Here is a 16,733-nt window from a genome sequence, read left to right on the forward strand (position 1 = left end):
ATTCGGGTTTTGACTTTTAGATGGAGTTTCTGTATCTTACAGAGTCATGATTGACCTTCACACCCACAGCCTGATGAGCGATGGCGAGTTACTGCCATCAGAGCTTGTTCAAAGGGCTTATTGCCTCGGTTACGAAGCAATTGCTATCACGGACCATGTGGACCTTTCGAATATTGATCTGGTTGTGCCAAAAATCGCAGAGGCAATAAAAGGCATGGAGCGGCATTTTAAAATCAAAATAATCCCGGGCGCAGAAATCACCCATGTCCCACCTCCCTTAATCAAGGATTTAGTTTTAAAGGCACGGTCTCTCGGTGCAAAGCTTGTAGTTGTTCATGGCGAAAGTATAGTGGAGCCTGTTGCCCCAGGCACTAACAGGGCAGCCATCGAAGCAGGGGCTGACATCCTTGCCCACCCGGGACATATAAGCAGGGATGATGCCATCATGGCCAGGGACAATGGAGTTGCCCTTGAGTTAACATCCAGAAAAGGTCACTGCCTGTCTAACGGACATGTAGCAAGTATAGCCAGGGAATGCGGGGCAACTATCATTATAAATACTGATGCCCACGGGCCTCAGGACTTAATAACAAAAGACTGGGCAAGGGCTATTCTCCTGAGTTCAGGCATTAAACCGCGGGATGTAGAGGGAGTTTTTGAAAACTCTAAAAATTTAGTAAACAAAATTCTTGCGAGGTCATAAATGCCCAAGGCAATCAAAAAGAGAGTCGTAAAAAAAGCAGTCTTAAAGGAAGAGGAAGTAAAGAATATCTTTATCAGTATTAGTGCCGTTCTCAGGGAAAAGAAAAAAATATTTGCATTTGCATTAATTGCCCTTATTGCCACCACCATATTTTTTACAGCCTTCCTGCTTTATCAGGTCTCCCAGAAAAAGAAGGCATACGCTATTGAGCGAGAGGCTTATAAATATTATTATGCGCTGGATATTAAAACTCCCCTGTCTCAGGAAGAGCGTTTGAAAAAGGCCACGGAACTTTATACGCAGGCAATAAAGATAAAATCAACACCGGCTGCGCAGTTTTATCTTGGAAACTGTTATTATCAGCTCGGTGATTATGCCAGTGCAATCAAAGCTTACACCGCTTTTCTGGATAAGTACCCAAGGGAAAAAAGCCTTGTCCCACTTGTATACCAGAAGCTTGCTGCCTCTTATTTAAAAGAGGGTAAATACGATGCGGCATTGAAGAGCCTCGAAAAGTTAGGACAGTTCAATAAAGGGATTTTTAAAGACACCGCCCTCATTGAGGAGGCCAGGCTCTACGAGGCCACGGGCAAACCTGATGAGGCAAAGAAAAAATACAACGAGCTCATTACTAATTTCCCTGAATCTACATGGGCCTCTGAGGCCAGGGCAAAGGCAGGGGTTAAGGCAAATGGCAGATGACGTTGTGGGCTTGCGAAACAAAAACGCCCCCTTTTACTTTCCAAAGTTAAGACCTGTCCTCCAATTTGTGCATTCGGCTGAGCGGTAATTTCACCCCCCGCATCACATCCTCGACACGAATCGCATCGAGTGTTTTTTTGCAAATCGCAACATGGTTGTCTACTAAAGGGCCCCATATCTCAGGCTGTGATAAAGAAGAGTTGAAGATACTGACTATAGGAGTGCCGACTGCAGCAGCAAGATGCATTACGCCGGAATCATTCGTAATCAACAACTTGCACTGTTCTAATAGGGCAGCAATTAGACGCAACGGTTCCTGGACAACGACAGGCTGATTTACTATACTTTCAGCAATTTTTTCGCTTATCTCCTGCTCAGATGGGCCTGAAAGGAGCAATATTTTGGCGCCATAGTTTCTTATTAAAAGATTGCAAACATTGCGAAATCGTTTCCAGTCCCAGACCTTGCCGGGATTGCTGCTTCCGGCATGAATAGCGATTATAAGATCCATTTCGGGATTCAATCTTTTGCCGATCAGATACTTTCTTGCGGCCCGGCGTTCCTCGCCAGTAACATAAACAATCGGTTTATAAAATGAAGCCGTAATTCCCTTGATAAGTTCTAAATGGTATTTGCTGGCATGCAACGGACATTTTTTATCAAATAGCTGGTCCTTGATAATAAGGTGTTTTACATTCGCAGCCCTCAGGATTCTATTGATTTCATCCTTATGTCCGCTTAGATTTATTATTAAGTCAAACTTTCGAAAAAAGTCGCTTTGATGTATTGCGTCTAATGAGAATGTGCTTTTAACGCACGGATGATTATTCAGCAGTTGGTTCGCAGGCGGTGATGTCATGACTGAGATGCGACTTTTACAGAAGAAACTGCTTAACGCTTCTAATGCCGGTATGAAAACGACCATATCACCGATTCCGCAAAAGAAAATTACCAAAATCTCTTTGATTGTGCCTATGTCCGTCCGGTTGGCTGTAGGGCGATTTTCTTCCAGCTTATGGGATATTCCGCTCGTCCATTTCCACCCGCATTCTAAAAATAAATTTTCCATTGCTCGTTTCCCCTCTTGTCTGCCTACAGCGCTATTTCATTTCCACAAGCAAATATCAAGGATGTTTTGACCTTTTGAAACGAAGAAACCACACGGGAAGGCGCCGAAAACGCAGAGAGCATTCTTCCTCTGCGCCTTCCTACGCCCTATCCCCTCTCCCCAACGGAGAGAGAGAAGAGGTGTGAGGGAATTACGGCATTTAATGCGACTATTTTGTGCTCTTTGTACAACTAATGCAGCAACCGCTGGTACACCATTTGGTACACCCTCCGGTACAGCCGCCGGTACAGCTATCGGTACACCATTTTGTGCAGCTTGCCGTACAGCCGCTGGTGCAACTAGTACATGAACTGCACGGGTCTGGATATACCGTAGTGCTGCTGGTACAGCTTTGCACACATGCAGTGGTGCAGCCGGCATCACACATGCCGGCGCTTACATCTAATTTGTCAGTGAAAACCGAGATAACCATATAGGATGTCGTTAAAAGTAAAGCCCTTCCGGATTGGTGCAAAAATGTTCGCCGAGATATATTCTCCTGCGAATTATTCTCATACTTCTTGCTCTTTTTCTCCTTCTTTTTCATTTTCCCCTCTCTCTACCTAACAATTTATTGTGTTATCTATTGCTCCAGTTGCCTTATTAGGAACGCCTTTTTTAACGGATGCTGCGGCTTCCTTTGCCAGATCCCAAAGGAGCAACTCTATAACCTTCTTTGTATAATCACAGCGGAGACTGTTACAGTACTTAACCGTTTTTCGGCTTGCCATGGAATTTTCAAGGACGGTTAACTTCCCCACAGGACAGCCTCCGCCGCAGATGTAACGCCATGCACATCCCCTGCACTCTGCCATATTATCCACATGCAGAAAATCCATCATCCAATCAAGGATGTTGTTGTCAGGGTAACTTCCATTCATGATGTTCCCCATGTAGAACCTCTTTATTCCAACCAGATAAATACACGGGTATACATCCCCGTTAACATCGACAACCGGCGTATTCCCGTAAGGGGCGCCGCATCCCCTCACTGCCCTGCCTCCGGCATGCACATGTGATGCATAAACATTGAATGGGAATAAATCCTTTGTATCCCATACCCTGCTCTTATAAACCTTAGACAACCCTTTGATTAATTTATCGGTTGAGGGGATAACGGTTTCCGGCAGGATATCTTCATCGGAATTAACCGGGTTTACCGGAACAAAGGCGCTTCCTATACCCCCTATTGATTTGTGATGTTTTGCTATCTCTAACATACAGTCCTGATTTTTTGCAGTAATAGTTGAACGCAAAGCAACCCTTAATCCCGACTTGGTAAGGCGTTTGATATTTTTTACGATGAGCGCGTGCGATGCCCTTCCGTTTTTATACGGCCTGCACTCATTGTGGATATCTTCCGGGCCGTCAATATCGCAAAGAAAGGTTATTTTATATCTCTTTGCCCATTCTATCAGGTCAGGCGGTAAGATTGTAAGATTGCTCGTTAAATGATACAGGATCTCCTTGTCTTTATATCTCTCTTTTAGATTTTTTTCGCAGTGTGTAATTACCTTTTTTGCCAACGGCCAGTTCAAAAGCGGTTCCCCTCCAAAAAATACTATTTCGAGCTTCCCGCCGGGGTTTATGCTGTCCAGGCACCTCTCTATGCTTCTATACGCTACCTCCTCTTTCATCATTAAGTTTTTATCTTTTTTGTAGGTCTTTATCCCGTTCAGGCAATAGATGCATCCAAGGTTACATGACTGCGAAAGGAGCAGATAGAGAGACATCCCATTCTTATCATCTCTTGCTTTCCTATCACGGGCCGTATCGGTCTTATCAAGACCTTTCCTCTGATCGTCCGAAGTAATAATAATCCGGTGACTTATCAGCATGTTGAGCAGTTCTGTGTCTTGAGGGTATGCCTTTTTTATCTTTTCCGCAGCGCCAAGCTCTTTGACGGATTCGAGAAACCTCTTTATATAATCTCTGCCTCTCTTGATATATAACGGTCTGGGGTCAATGGAGTTTACGAGCAGCAATTCATTCTTGCCTTTTTCCAGAACTATGAGGTTCTTAGTTAGTGTCAGGCTCGTACCTTTTAAAGGGGGCTGTTCAATTTTCATCGCTCTACCCTCCTTTTCATGCCCGAAATTTCATTTAACAGATGACAAATAACCCAGGGGCATCTGAAGAGGTCTATGCAGGTGTTACGAGCTAAGGTTTCTATTGAGCTTGCCATTCTTTGTAGAGGTTTTCACAACACCCCCCGTTTTTGACCTGCTCTTTAAAGCCTTTCTGCTTTTTTTCGAACCCATCTCATCTTTTGCAAGATGTACAACTTCTTTGGGAGGAATAAGGAGTGTATCCCCTGTTTTGAGCTTGGGGTTTTTTCCATTTAAAGAATTCATTTCAAGGACAGCCGTAGTTGATATGCCAAAGCGTCCTGCTATTTGTTTGACTGTATCTCCATTTTTGATCTTATACTCACGCCTTGCCAATAATTCGTCCGCTGCTATCGCAGCTAATTTTTCAAAAAATATCTCTTTTTTCCCTGGAGGAATTTTCACAGTGTAGCTTGAGACATTCAGGGGAGTGCACCAGCGCCTGAGCTCCGGGTTTAATGCCTTAATCTCCTCAACAGTAGTCTCAGCACATTCTGCAATTACAGAAATGTCTATCGGCGAGTCAATTACAACCTCATCGTATAACAGGGGTTCGTGATAGTCAATATCCTGAAAGCCGAAACTCTCAGGGTCTTTCGCTATGGCAGTTGCAGCAATGTAGTAGGGGATATAATTTTTTGTCTCCCTTTTTATGTGTTTCGTCTTTCTCAATGCCCAGAAGTCATCGGTTTTACTTTTACTAAGGGCCCTCATTATTTTCCCCTCTCCTGCATTGTATGCTGCGAGGGCGAGGTTCCATGAGCCAAATATGTCATAAAGGTCTTTCAGATACTCGGCAGCGGCGACAGTTGACTTTATCGGGTCCCGCCTTTCGTCCACCCACCAGTCTATCTTCAGGCCATATCTCTTTGCAGTTCCTGCTATGAATTGCCAGTAACCCACCGCCTTTGCCCTGGAATATGCGCGAGGGTTAAAGCCGCTTTCAATCAATGGAAGAAAGGCGAGGTCCTCTGGAAGGCCTTTTTCTGCAAATATCTCCATCATTACAGGCAGGTATCTCTCAGAGCGGGCAAGCCACAAGCTGAATTTCTCTCTTATCCTCTCTGAAAAATAAAGCAGGCTGTTTTCCACTGCCTTATCATAACCATGAACCTCATAAAGTGCCTTTATTGCATCTCGGGGAGTCGAGTCTCCGACTTTCTGTGAATCCTCGGCCTTTGCCCCTACTTCCGCAGGGGCTGTTGATGTTAAACCAGACGGGGATCCTCCTTCAATTGCTAAGCTTATGTCCCTCTCCGGGGTATTATAACTCAGCTTTACTCCTTCATGCGCGGTTGGGGGCGGTAATGTGGCGGTCTCTTCAGCCGTGCTTATCTGCACCGTATCAGCATATGAGCTCGCATTAAATATAAATAATACTATAAAAAAGGCATAAAAAAGCCTTCCCATAGCCCATAATTTAGCCTCCGAACAGGCTTTTGTCAAGAAGAAATTGATTATGATTAAAGTACGCATCTCTTACCCACTTCTTTATCGCCCCTTTGGAATCTCTTGAGCGATTAGTTTAGCAAGAGGTATACCGAAAAATAAAACCTTATAAAATAAGTGGTTAGACAATACCAATACCCAAAGTGTAAAGATTTACGACAGCAATAAGCCTGATAGACGCTGCATTTGAACTGTTTTTTATCATACCAGCCTGCCTTTCTCTATTAATTTTTCCGATACCCCATCTTTATGTGTAAGGGTAAGTGTTGGTTTAAAAAAGACAAAATCCTGATGAAAGGGTGTCCTGACCATACCGCCAAAGGAGCTATTGTCTCCAAGGGCTATATGGACTGTCCCCCGTATTTTTTCTGATTCCAGTATGTTATTAGGCCTTGTGGCCTTCTCATTGGTCCCTATGCCGAGTTCTGCTATACTTGCATTTTCTGGCCTTTCAGAAAGTTTGGCCCGAAGAAAATCCGCATACTCTTCTTCTCCATCAATTTCAACTACCATCCCGTCTTTAACCTTGAGCGTAATCGGGGTTTCAAGTGGCCTTGTTGGTGCCCACTCAAGCACAAGAGTGCCATTGGCTGTGCCTTCGAGTGGCGCAAGAAATACCTCTCCTGCTGGTAAATTTCCAAAGGAGCCTGGTTTTGTAAGAATCCCTGTATCGCTGAAGGCTTTCCTCCCTTTTTTAGAAAGTATAAGATGTGTGCCGTTTGGAGTCCGAATTTTTATCAAAACCCCCTTGTTTACTTTTGCCGCTATTTTCTTTGTCCTCTGCGATAGGGCCTTCCAGTCAACCCTCATAGAGCCTTCAAACATCGTTGCATCGAAAAGGGGCATGCTTGCATAACGGGTACCGCAGAGACGGGTAATAAAGTCCCTGAATTTTGTATGGCTTGTCGAGTAATGGGAAAGGGCTATTATTACATCCACTGCCTCTTTTTTATACCGCTTAATAATCCGCTCTGCCTCTTTTAGCTGCCCATCGTCAGCTTTTTTACTGAGAATGGGTTTTAATAACTGCCTTTGTTTGAGGGCCGTTATGGTTTTTCCTCCAAATGCCTTAGCCCAGAGGGTCTCCGGGGGTTCCACACCATGGCTGCCTGTGGATTTAAGTTCTACATACGATATTTTTGATGTAAAGGGTCTTCCGAGTTCTGCGGTAAGCCTTGCGATGTCTTTAAGCCTTGAACTGAAGTCATCAGTGAAAACCAGGACACGCTCTCCCTTTTTTACACCGAGGTTAACCCTGTAGATATTTACAACTGCCTCATTCAGCATTTAAATATCTCTTTTGATTTTAGGTGTCACAAATATCAAGAGCTCTCTTACGGCTTCTGTTTCTGTCTTGCTTTTAAACAGCCACCCCAGAATTGGTATTTTTGAAATCCATGGGATTGCCCTCTCTGTTGAAACATCACTCTTTGTAAATATTCCTCCTATAACGATTGTCTCTCCATCTTTTATCATAAGGTCTGTTTTTGCCTCTCTGGTAATGATAGCTGGAAAGCCCTGGATAGTCCTTGTAAAGTCAAACTCGTCTTTCTTGGTAACTATGTTGAGCATTATATAGCCGTCTTGAGTTATCTGGGGTGTTACCTCCAGCTTCAGTGTGGCTTCTATTTCTTCTGTTGTAGTGGTTGTTGTGCCGCCTGTTACTATTATTGTATCGGCTGCTGCTGTTACTATCCTGATTTTTGTGCCTGTAGAGATTGTTGCCTTTTTGTTGTTGGCAGTTAATATCCTTGGATTTGAAAGGATTTTCCCTTCACCGCTCTGCTCAATTGCTGATATCTTGAGGGCGAGGGTCAGGCTGCTGGCGACATTGCCAAACCTGATCGCCCCAAATGGCGATGCAGTAACTTCTGGCAGCGCGGCCGGTAAATTTATTGCAAAGGAATCAGTCCCGGTATCACCTTTTATGGTTACGCCGCTTTTGCTGTAACTGCCTCCCCATTGGATTCCAAGGCTCTGCCCGAAGTCTTTGTTTGCCTCCACAATTTTTGCATCTATCATTACCTGGGGAGGTTGCGTGTCCAGGGTCTTTATAAGGGCTTCAACCCTGGGCATATTCGCTGGAATATCTTTAACTACAAGGGTGTTGGTCCTCGGGTCAGAGATGAGGTCTCCTTTTTTACTCAGGACCTTTTTTATAACTCCCTCTAACTCTTTTGGGTTGGCAAAACTTACAACAAATGTCCTTGTAATAAGGCCTTCCTCTTCCCTGCCAACCTCAGTAAAAGTCACAACCCTGATTATATTATCCTCTTTAATATAGGTCAGGCCTTTGCTTCTCAAGATTGAATCAATTGCATCCCAGAGCGGTACCTTCTGGAGGCTTACTGTTACCTTTCCTGTGACCTTGTCATCGACAATTATGTTTAAATTGTGTTCCTGCCCCAGTGCCCTCATGACATCCCTTATCTCTACATCCCTGAGCTCCATTGAAACTACAGGGCCCCTGTCAGCAGCATTGGCTAAGGAGAAATTCAAAATAAAAAATGCAAGAGGCAAAATTAATTTTAAATTTTTAATTCTCATCAGGTTTCTCCTCTTTTTTCTCCTCCTTTTTAGGGCTACCTTCATAAACAAACTTCTCGATTGTCAGCTCTGTCTTCGCCCCCTTACGGTCAAAAATAACCCTGTCCCGCATGATATCAGTAAGTAAAAGCCCGTCTATCATATCCCCTTTTCTCAAAAAATTTCCATTGATTATTGCCACGGATTTCTGACCGTTGGAGATAATCCCATTAAGCCGGACCCTTGCAGGAAGGGCTATCCCCTCCCTTTCTGGCCCTTTTCCGTCGATCTCCCGGACAAAGGGGTCTCTTCCCCAGTGGAGAGTTTTCTTCTCATTAAGGGCCTGGATATTTATATCGGAGAGGCCCTCAGCCCAGCACATATTAAAACTCAAAATTAAAAATGCAAAATGCAAAATTAAGGGAAAAGTCCACACCCTTAATTTTTTCATTGCTTCCTCACATAGGTTGCTGCGCTGAGCACTGCAACCCCAAAGGGATACAGGGCATCGGTTGTCTCATACCTTAGCTCCTGCACCCTGACAGCCTGCTGTGTTGCCTCCAGTCTATCAAGAAACTCGTATAGCTCCCTGTACCTTACTTTTAATTCCATTTTTATTGTCAGCTCTAAAAAATCCCCTTTGTCCACAATTGCTTCAGGCTGAAGGGAGACAAAGTCCACCCTCGCTACCCGCGCCTCTTTACCTATTTCTTGCAGAAGCAGCGAAAGTTTTTCGCTCCGGGGCACAGATAAATCACGCACTGGCTTTATCTTTCTTGTCTCCACCGCTGACCGCAACGCAGCTACCTGCGCATTAATAGCTGCTATTTCAGCCCTCGTCGTGTCTGCCTCCTGTTTGATTTTTCCCAGTTTTTTAGCCGGCATAGCATAGAAAAACTGATACGGTAAGATTATCACAAGGAAGGCAGTAACAACTAATAATATTTTCCTTTCACTACTTGAAAGCCTGCTGTATACAGATTTCAGCTCCATCTCATCCTTGCCTTTACGCCAAAACTAACGCCTCTGTCGCCCTTCTGTGAATAAAGTATCTCGAGTCCATAAAAAAATTTTGATGATTCAAGGGCAGAGATAAAATCTGCAACCCCTGCATGGTTTGTTGTAACCCCTTTAAAAGTCATTGCCTTCATCCCGGTTGCTTTTTCTTCTGTGGACTCTATTGATGAAAGCCACACGTCTTTCGGTACAATCAGGCTCAATTCTCTGAGAAACTCGGCCCAGGGGAGTTTTGCCTTTGCTATAAAAATCTCTCCGGGCACGGCCTCTCCGGGGAACTGAGCTTGCAGGCTGTTTAATTCCATGCCCAGCATCTGTTTCTGGTTTCTGAGTGCCTCTAAGTTTTTTTCTATTTTTCTTGTCTGAATCTGGTTATAGACTCCGAAGCCTGCCATGAATACGATATAAAGCGCCACGGCAGCTCCTGCATAAACAGCCCTTGCCGGTAGTCTTCGTTTCTCTGCTTCTGCTGGCAGAAGGTTGAGATATTCTTTCATCTTTTCCTCATTGCCAGACCGAGGGCGACTGAAAATCTCGGGCCAAGCGCTCTTATTTCTTCATTTTTAAGTTTTATGCCGTTAAAAGGATTCCGCACCAGAACAGGAAAATCAAAAAGGCCAGCTAAGTAATCCTTCAGCCCAGGCACCAGGGCTATCCCGCCTGAGAGAATGAGGGTTGTAAATGTGCTTTCTTTAAAGTTTGCCTTGTAATAGTCCATTGACCGGTATATCTCTGTTGCTAACCTGTCAACAGGGCCTTTCAATTCTTTTTCCATTCCCTGCAGTAGCCTTTCTTCTGCATTCGTGACACCAGCCTTTTCCATGGATGAGATTAAAAAGTTTCCTCCAAGTTCAATTGTCCGCGTCATTCTCAAAATGCCGTCTTTTAGTATATCTATCTCTGTTTTTAAGGCGCCAATGTCGGCTATTACTACGTTCCCCTCCTGTGCATCCTTTATCAAGGCCCTTCCCAATGCAAGAGGAGTTACATCCACTGTGGTTATTTTCACTCCTGCTTCCTGTAACGGTCTTATCCAGTTCATAACTGTAGTTTTTTCTGTCGAGGCAAATGTTACTGTTATGCCTTCTGTTGTTTTTTTTGCAATAAAATCAAATATGATATCCTCAGAAGGCCCTCTGCCCTGTGCCTCTGCGGGAGATGGTAGATATTTTTTTGATTCCCACCGCACTGCTTCTTTTAATTCATTCATCGGCATTACAGGAAGAGTGATAGTCTTTATATAAGCTTTATCTCCTGGAAGACAGGTCTTAATATCCGCGCCATATATTTTTATTTTCATAAAAAAGTCTTTTAGCGATTTTATGAGTGCCCCTGTATCCTGGCGGTCTTCTTTTGTCAGGTTTTTAAAGGCAGCGAGTGTAATTGTTTTTCCATTAACTCTAACGGCTTTTACAGCGCTGCTACCGAGGTCGACACCTATGGAGGTTTTTTGAATGAGGATCATTTAAGCCTTTTCTGAAAATAATAAGCCATAAAAAACATAAAAATGGCGATTATAATCAGAGATACACCGAAGCCGATCCTGTAAGTGAATGCATGCTCATCTATCTTTGAAATTACCTTAATCGATAACTCATTTAATCTTTTAAGAAAATTGGGTGTAGTTAATAATAGAACTCCAACAGTTAAGGCTATTACACCAATAATTATTGAAATATTTGCAAGGGCCATATCTATGCCTCCTTATATATAAAGTCCTACTTTAAAATATAGAGCTAACTATATGCTTTGTCAATTAAAAAAATGTATAATAAGTGACGTTTATTATAATTATAAGATTTTTAATTGAACTCCATTATTCTTTAAATCTATTTATTATAAGTTTTAGATCTTTTAAAGATTAAGATTATGAGTTGTGAAACTGTTAATATTTTGATAAAAGCTAACTAAAAACTTAATTCAGGCGCGTGAGTGATGTTTGTAAGTCAGGTATGTTCTCTTGACAAACAACAGGTGCTATGATAAGTTTTTGAGTTCTCAAAAACCACGGAGGTTGTAGAAATGCTTAAACGTTATTTGTTAGCGCCTGGTCCTACGCCAATTCCACCAGAAGTATTAATGGAAATGTCTATGCCTATAATTCACCATCGATCCACAGATTTTATACCTGTCCTCGATGCAGCAAAGAGAGGACTTCAATGGCTATATCAGACAAGGAATGAGGTTTTAATCCTCTGTTCTACAGGCACGGGGGGGATGGTTGGTTCTGTGAATAACTTTTTCAGCCCTGGAGACAAGGCCATTGTAATAAATGGCGGGAAATTTGGTGAACGCTGGACAAAAATCTGTCAGGCCTATGGACTGCAGGTGCAGGAGATAGAAGTAGAATGGGGGTATGCAGTAAAACCATCACTGGTCAAAGAGGCACTGGAAAAAGACCCGACCATAAAAGGTGTGTTTGTCCAGGCATCAGAGACATCCACCGGGGTTTACCATGACATTGAGGCATTAGGCGATATAGTAAAGAAATACGGAAACACCTTATTTATAGTGGATGCGATATCAGCATTAGTGGCCCATGACCTCAGAACTGATGAATGGGCAGTAGATGTAATGGTTGGCGGTTCTCAGAAAGGTGTAATGCTTCCACCAGGACTTGCCTTTGTGAGTATAAGTGAAAAGGCATGGAAGATGGCTGACAGGGCAAAGGCGCCAAAATTTTATTTTAATTTTAAAAAGGAGAGAGAGGCCCTTGCCAAAAACCAGACTAACTTTACCTCGGCAGTGACCCTTATAATAGGGCTGAACAGAAGCCTGGAAATGCTTCAGAAAGAGGGCATTATAAATGTCTTTCAAAGGCATGCAAAGCTTGCCCATGCAACAAGGGAGGCAATGAAGGCAATAGGCCTTAACCTTTTTGCAAAGGAATCCCCGTCAAATTCGGTAACAGCAGTGCTTGCTCCGGAAGGCTTCGATGGCCAGGAGATATATAAAAACCTGAGAGACAAATACGGCATAACTGCAGCCGGTGGCCAGGGGCAGGCAAAAGGGAAAATATTTAGAATAGCCCACCTGGGTTATGCTGACACCTTTGATGTTATAACTGCGGTGGCAGGGGTGGAGATGGTGCTCAAAGGCATGGGATATCCCGTAAAACTCGGCTCTGGCGTTGCAGTGGCAGAAGAGCTGCTACTGCAAAAGTAATAATCTCAAAAAATGTTTTAACCACAGAGACACGGAGAAAACCATTGTAAAATTATCATTGCAAATTTGATATTTGAAATGCTAACAGCCTGTTGATAAAGTATTTTATACATGCTATAACTTGTCATTCCTGCGAAAGCAGGAATCCAGAAGTTATTGATTTTATAAAGACTGGATTCCCGCTAAAAACATGCGGGAATGACACTTATCGGTATTTTTGAGTTTTTCAACAGGCTGCTAAATGTTAATTTTGCAATTTTCTGTGCCTCGGTGGTTTTCGAAATGCATTATTTGGGATAATATAGATACATATCTGGAGGATAAATGAAGGTTCTTGTCAGCGACAGCATATCCCCCAAGGGGGTTGAGATATTAAAAAAGGCTGGCCTTGAAGTTGATGTTAAAACAGGGCTCAGCCCGGAAAAGCTAAAGGCAGAAATTGGTAAATACGATGCCCTGATTATAAGGAGCGCCACAAGGGTTACTGCTGATATCCTCGATTCTGCAGAAAAACTGAGAGTCATTGGTAGGGCTGGCTCCGGCCTTGATAATGTAGATAAAGTTGCTGCCACAAAAAAAGGCATCGTTGTTATGAATACTCCTGGTGGAAATACAATTACAACTGCGGAGCACACAATAGCCCTCATGCTCTCCATGGCAAGGCAGATTCCGCAGGCAACGAGTTCGATGAAGGCTGGGAGATGGGAAAAGAAAAAATTTATAGGCGTTGAACTCTTTAACAAAAACCTCGGTATTATAGGGCTTGGCAATATTGGCACGCACGTAGCCAAAAGGGCACAGGCGATGGAGATGAACGTCCTTGCCTATGACCCGTTCCTGAGCGAGGAGAAGGCGCGAACTCTGGGGGTCAAGCTTGTTGAGCTTGAAGAATTAATAAAGGAATCGGACTTTATTACAATTCATACGCCTTTGACAGAGGAGACAAGAGGGCTTATAAATGCAGAGAGGATAAGCAGGATGAAGGATGGTGTTATGCTGATAAACTGTGCAAGGGGCGGAATTGTAGACGAGAAAGCCCTCTGCGATGCCCTTAAATCAGGCAGGGTTGCTGCGGCTGCTCTGGATGTTTTTGAAAAGGAGCCACCCGGGGACAGCTCCCTTCTCGGCCTTGATAATTTAATCTGCACCCCCCACCTCGGTGCTGCGACTGCCGAGGCCCAGGAAAATGTGGCAATTGCAGTAGCAGAACAGATAGTTGATTATCTTATTTTTGGCACTATAAGAAATGCTATAAACTTTCCCTCTGTGCCTGCTGATGTGCTTCCAAGGCTTCAGCCTTTTATAAACTTAGCTGAGAGGCTCGGAAGTTTTCTTGCGCAGAACTTTGAAGGAGGCATAGAGGAAGTCACAGTGGAATACAAAGGGGAGGTCGCAGAGCTGCTGCTTGCACCGATTACAGTTGCGGCCCTCAAGGGACTTCTAACGCCAATCCTCGAGGAGACAGTTAATTTCGTAAATGCGCCTCTCATAGCAAAGGAGAGAGGCATTGTGGTCAGGGAGCTTACAACAAAAGATGCAGGCGATTATCACAGCATGGTTGTCCTGAAGATAAAAGCCGGCCCCAGGGAAAGCGCAGTGGCAGGGGTCTTACACGGTAAAAAAGACCCGAGGATAGTAAGGGTAGAAGATTTTGCAGTAGAGGTAGTGCCGGAGGGAGAAATGCTGGTGCTTCTTAATAACGACAGGCCGGGCGTAATAGGTAACATCGGGACACTCTTAGGAAAAAATAATATAAATATTGCCAGGATGCAGTTTGGAAGAGAAAAACCAGGAGGAAAGGCCATATCTGTTATAAGCATAGACAGCCCGGCATCTAAGAATATCCTAACAGAAATAAGAAAACTGCCCAATGTCCTTTCGGTAAAACAGATACATCTGCCGGGATAAAATTTCAAATGTCAAAGCTCAAATGTCAAAATTGTAAAAATTCCAAATGTGGTTATTGGTGCATTGGCTTTAGATTTATAAACATTGATTTGTCATTTGGATTTTGGAATTTGACATTAATGTGGAGGAGTGATTAATGGCTAATATCATTGTTGTTGGTGCCCAGTGGGGCGATGAGGGAAAAGGGAAAATAGTTGACCTGCTTACTGAAGAGGCCCATGTTGTGGCAAGGTATCAGGGCGGCCACAATGCAGGACACACAGTGGTAATAAACAATGAAAAGTTTATCCTCCACCTCGTCCCCTCTGGAATACTCCATAAGGATAAAATATGCATCATAGGCAACGGAGTTGTTATTGACCCTGCTGCCCTTATAGATGAAATCGAGGCACTCAGGAATAGAGGCATCTATGTAGGGAAGAATCTGTACATAAGTAAGAACGCCCACCTCATCATGCCATACCATATAGCTATTGATGCGGGAAGCGAACAGTCGAAGGGGACTAAAAAAATAGGAACCACCGGAAGGGGCATCGGCCCCTCCTATGTGGATAAAATGGCGCGGATAGGGATAAGGGTTGTTGATTTACTTGACAGCACGATATTCAGGGAAAAGGTAAAGGCCAACCTCGTAAATATAAATTATCTGCTTGAAAATCTTTATAAGGCTGATAAATTCAATGCCGATGTAATATACACCGACTACATGAACTACGCAGAAAAGTTTGCTCCTTTTATTGCAGACACCGCTACACTCATAAATAAATTTATAGATGAAGGGAAAAATATCCTTCTGGAGGGTGCGCAGGGAACCTTGCTTGATGTTGACCACGGGACATATCCTTATGTGACCTCATCAAATGCCACAGCAGGCGGGGCCTGCACAGGCCTCGGGATAGGGCCAACAAAGATAGATGGGGTTATGGGCGTAATGAAGGCATATACAACAAGGGTTGGCAGTGGCCCGTTCCCTACGGAATTAAAAGATAAACTCGGCGAGGCCCTTCGCGAAAAGGGAGGGGAATACGGGGCCACGACAGGAAGGCCGAGGAGATGTGGATGGTTTGATGCAGTAAGCGTCAAGCACTCTATAAGAATAAATGCGCTTACAGGTATTGCCCTTACAAAACTCGACGTCCTCGATGAGGTTGAAAAGATAAAGGCCTGCGTTGCGTACAAATATAAAGGCGATTATCTTGACACCATGCCGCAGGAGAGCGGGATTATAGAAGAATGTGAGCCGGTCTATGAAGAGCTCGAAGGCTGGAAGACGAATACCGTTGGAGTAAAGAAACTCAACGACCTTCCCAAACAGGCAAGGGCCTATATAAGCTACCTGGAAAAACTGCTCGCTACAAAAATAGATATTGTCTCTACAGGGCAGAAGAGAAACGAGACCATTGTCTTAAGGAACCCATTTAAAGATTATAAGTCGAAGCGACTTTCGCCCCGCCAACGGCGGGGTAAACTTCGAGTTGCTTCGGCCCGCTCCGGGAAGTGATTGGATTGACTTAGAAGATCCATTTCTGTTTTACTAATCACTAATAACTGTCGTTAAGCGGGCCGCTAGCTCAGTTGGTAGAGCAACGCCCTTTTAAGGCGTGGGTCGTTGGTTCGAATCCAACGCGGCTCACCATGTCCCCATCGTCTAGCCCGGCCTAGGACATCGCCCTTTCAAGGCGGTAACATGGGTTCGAATCCCATTGGGGACGCCAGTGAGAATCAAGGGGTTGCGGAAGTAGCCCCTTTTCGCTTTCCCTTCTCCTTCCCGGGCCTTTTCACAAGTCCAAACCGTTATGTGATAAAATACCCCTGGTACTTAAAGGTAAAAGGACTTCGATTTCTGATAGCTCGAGCTACTTCGGACTCGTCAAAAGAAGGACGTCTTTTCTGCTTCCACTCCATAACAGCCTTTAATACATCGGACTCTGATGGCTTGTCCTTTGCCTCTTTCTTAATAGATTCTGCAGCAAAATGAACTGTCGATGCAATTTCTGCTTGGTGAGTTGTATTCATTCTAAGAAAAAGATCCGTTAACCGTTCAATT

At 43.9% G+C, this 16,733-nt stretch carries 15 protein-coding genes and 2 tRNA genes; 7 read left to right on the top strand and 10 right to left on the bottom strand.

The features are described 5' to 3' along the window. Window positions 1-46 precede the first annotated feature (46 nt). Window positions 47-703, top strand: coding sequence for a histidinol phosphate phosphatase domain-containing protein (locus HZC12_07610; GenBank protein ID MBI5026577.1), 657 nt, complete (start codon window positions 47-49; stop codon window positions 701-703). Next, entirely contained in the window at window positions 704-1,405 is a 702-nt protein-coding gene (locus HZC12_07615) for a tetratricopeptide repeat protein (protein ID MBI5026578.1), read from the top strand. 46 nt (window positions 1,406-1,451) lie between these two features. On the opposite strand, the gene HZC12_07620 is transcribed toward HZC12_07615, so the two are convergent. The 10 genes from HZC12_07620 to HZC12_07665 form a co-directional block, all read right to left on the bottom strand. Further along, window positions 1,452-2,474 carry a glycosyltransferase family 9 protein gene (locus HZC12_07620; protein ID MBI5026579.1) on the bottom strand — a complete coding sequence of 341 codons (1,023 nt, stop codon included), beginning with the start codon at window positions 2,472-2,474 and terminating at the stop codon, window positions 1,452-1,454. Window positions 2,475-3,076: 602 nt separating this feature from the next. Then, window positions 3,077-4,582 (bottom strand): radical SAM protein, encoded by a 1,506-nt coding sequence (locus tag HZC12_07625; GenBank protein MBI5026580.1) that lies wholly within the window; start codon window positions 4,580-4,582, stop codon window positions 3,077-3,079. 84 nt (window positions 4,583-4,666) lie between these two features. Then, window positions 4,667-6,031, bottom strand: a complete 1,365-nt coding sequence (locus tag HZC12_07630) for a transglycosylase SLT domain-containing protein (GenBank protein MBI5026581.1) — start codon at window positions 6,029-6,031, stop codon at window positions 4,667-4,669. Window positions 6,032-6,271: 240 nt separating this feature from the next. Further along, window positions 6,272-7,357 carry an aminopeptidase gene (locus HZC12_07635; GenBank protein ID MBI5026582.1) on the bottom strand — a complete coding sequence of 362 codons (1,086 nt, stop codon included), beginning with the start codon at window positions 7,355-7,357 and terminating at the stop codon, window positions 6,272-6,274. Then, window positions 7,358-8,617: a type IV pilus secretin PilQ gene (gene pilQ, locus HZC12_07640; GenBank protein MBI5026583.1), complete on the bottom strand. Its 1,260-nt coding sequence runs from the start codon at window positions 8,615-8,617 to the stop codon at window positions 7,358-7,360. It lies immediately after the preceding gene. After that, entirely contained in the window at window positions 8,607-8,978 is a 372-nt protein-coding gene (locus HZC12_07645) for a hypothetical protein (GenBank protein ID MBI5026584.1), read from the bottom strand. The genes pilQ and HZC12_07645 overlap by 11 nt, the downstream gene beginning before the upstream one ends. Before the next feature lie 65 nt (window positions 8,979-9,043). Continuing rightward, entirely contained in the window at window positions 9,044-9,589 is a 546-nt protein-coding gene (gene pilO / locus HZC12_07650) for a type 4a pilus biogenesis protein PilO (protein MBI5026585.1), read from the bottom strand. Continuing rightward, window positions 9,580-10,110: a PilN domain-containing protein gene (locus HZC12_07655; GenBank protein MBI5026586.1), complete on the bottom strand. Its 531-nt coding sequence runs from the start codon at window positions 10,108-10,110 to the stop codon at window positions 9,580-9,582. The genes pilO and HZC12_07655 overlap by 10 nt, the downstream gene beginning before the upstream one ends. Next, complete coding sequence (pilM, locus tag HZC12_07660) at window positions 10,107-11,078, bottom strand: pilus assembly protein PilM (protein ID MBI5026587.1); 972 nt, start codon at window positions 11,076-11,078, stop codon at window positions 10,107-10,109. The genes HZC12_07655 and pilM overlap by 4 nt, the downstream gene beginning before the upstream one ends. Then, the gene (locus HZC12_07665; GenBank protein ID MBI5026588.1) at window positions 11,075-11,305 is read right to left on the bottom strand and encodes a hypothetical protein; all 231 of its coding nucleotides are present in this window, start codon (window positions 11,303-11,305) and stop codon (window positions 11,075-11,077) included. Before HZC12_07665 ends, pilM begins: the two co-directional genes overlap by 4 nt. A 330-nt stretch (window positions 11,306-11,635) precedes the next feature. Here HZC12_07665 and HZC12_07670 point away from each other — a divergent pair, with 330 nt between their 5' ends. The 5 genes from HZC12_07670 to HZC12_07690 all read left to right on the top strand — a co-directional run bounded on the left by HZC12_07670 (window position 11,636) and on the right by HZC12_07690 (window position 16,401). Continuing rightward, window positions 11,636-12,778: an alanine--glyoxylate aminotransferase family protein gene (locus tag HZC12_07670; protein ID MBI5026589.1), complete on the top strand. Its 1,143-nt coding sequence runs from the start codon at window positions 11,636-11,638 to the stop codon at window positions 12,776-12,778. Window positions 12,779-13,102: 324 nt separating this feature from the next. After that, window positions 13,103-14,686, top strand: coding sequence for a phosphoglycerate dehydrogenase (locus HZC12_07675; GenBank protein ID MBI5026590.1), 1,584 nt, complete (start codon window positions 13,103-13,105; stop codon window positions 14,684-14,686). Between the two features lie 136 nt (window positions 14,687-14,822). Further along, window positions 14,823-16,187 carry an adenylosuccinate synthase gene (locus tag HZC12_07680; GenBank protein ID MBI5026591.1) on the top strand — a complete coding sequence of 455 codons (1,365 nt, stop codon included), beginning with the start codon at window positions 14,823-14,825 and terminating at the stop codon, window positions 16,185-16,187. Window positions 16,188-16,246: 59 nt separating this feature from the next. Further along, a tRNA-Lys gene (locus HZC12_07685) sits at window positions 16,247-16,322 on the top strand. A 1-nt stretch (window position 16,323) separates the two neighbouring features. After that, a tRNA-Glu gene (locus HZC12_07690) sits at window positions 16,324-16,401 on the top strand. The last annotated feature ends 332 nt before the right edge of the window (window positions 16,402-16,733 follow it).

The organism is Nitrospirota bacterium, from assembly GCA_016214385.1.
Lineage (GTDB): Bacteria > Nitrospirota > Thermodesulfovibrionia > UBA6902 > JACROP01 > JACROP01.

Coding starts and splice junctions, on each gene's coding strand:
- HZC12_07610 (MBI5026577.1), top strand. CDS start 47: ATGATTGACCTTCACACCCACAGCCTGATGAGCGATGGCGAGTTACTG.
- HZC12_07615 (MBI5026578.1), top strand. CDS start 704: ATGCCCAAGGCAATCAAAAAGAGAGTCGTAAAAAAAGCAGTCTTAAAG.
- HZC12_07620 (MBI5026579.1), bottom strand. CDS start 2,474: ATGGAAAATTTATTTTTAGAATGCGGGTGGAAATGGACGAGCGGAATA.
- HZC12_07625 (MBI5026580.1), bottom strand. CDS start 4,582: ATGAAAATTGAACAGCCCCCTTTAAAAGGTACGAGCCTGACACTAACT.
- HZC12_07630 (MBI5026581.1), bottom strand. CDS start 6,031: ATGGGAAGGCTTTTTTATGCCTTTTTTATAGTATTATTTATATTTAAT.
- HZC12_07635 (MBI5026582.1), bottom strand. CDS start 7,357: ATGCTGAATGAGGCAGTTGTAAATATCTACAGGGTTAACCTCGGTGTA.
- pilQ (MBI5026583.1), bottom strand. CDS start 8,617: ATGAGAATTAAAAATTTAAAATTAATTTTGCCTCTTGCATTTTTTATT.
- HZC12_07645 (MBI5026584.1), bottom strand. CDS start 8,978: ATGTGCTGGGCTGAGGGCCTCTCCGATATAAATATCCAGGCCCTTAAT.
- pilO (MBI5026585.1), bottom strand. CDS start 9,589: ATGGAGCTGAAATCTGTATACAGCAGGCTTTCAAGTAGTGAAAGGAAA.
- HZC12_07655 (MBI5026586.1), bottom strand. CDS start 10,110: ATGAAAGAATATCTCAACCTTCTGCCAGCAGAAGCAGAGAAACGAAGA.
- pilM (MBI5026587.1), bottom strand. CDS start 11,078: ATGATCCTCATTCAAAAAACCTCCATAGGTGTCGACCTCGGTAGCAGC.
- HZC12_07665 (MBI5026588.1), bottom strand. CDS start 11,305: ATGGCCCTTGCAAATATTTCAATAATTATTGGTGTAATAGCCTTAACT.
- HZC12_07670 (MBI5026589.1), top strand. CDS start 11,636: ATGCTTAAACGTTATTTGTTAGCGCCTGGTCCTACGCCAATTCCACCA.
- HZC12_07675 (MBI5026590.1), top strand. CDS start 13,103: ATGAAGGTTCTTGTCAGCGACAGCATATCCCCCAAGGGGGTTGAGATA.
- HZC12_07680 (MBI5026591.1), top strand. CDS start 14,823: ATGGCTAATATCATTGTTGTTGGTGCCCAGTGGGGCGATGAGGGAAAA.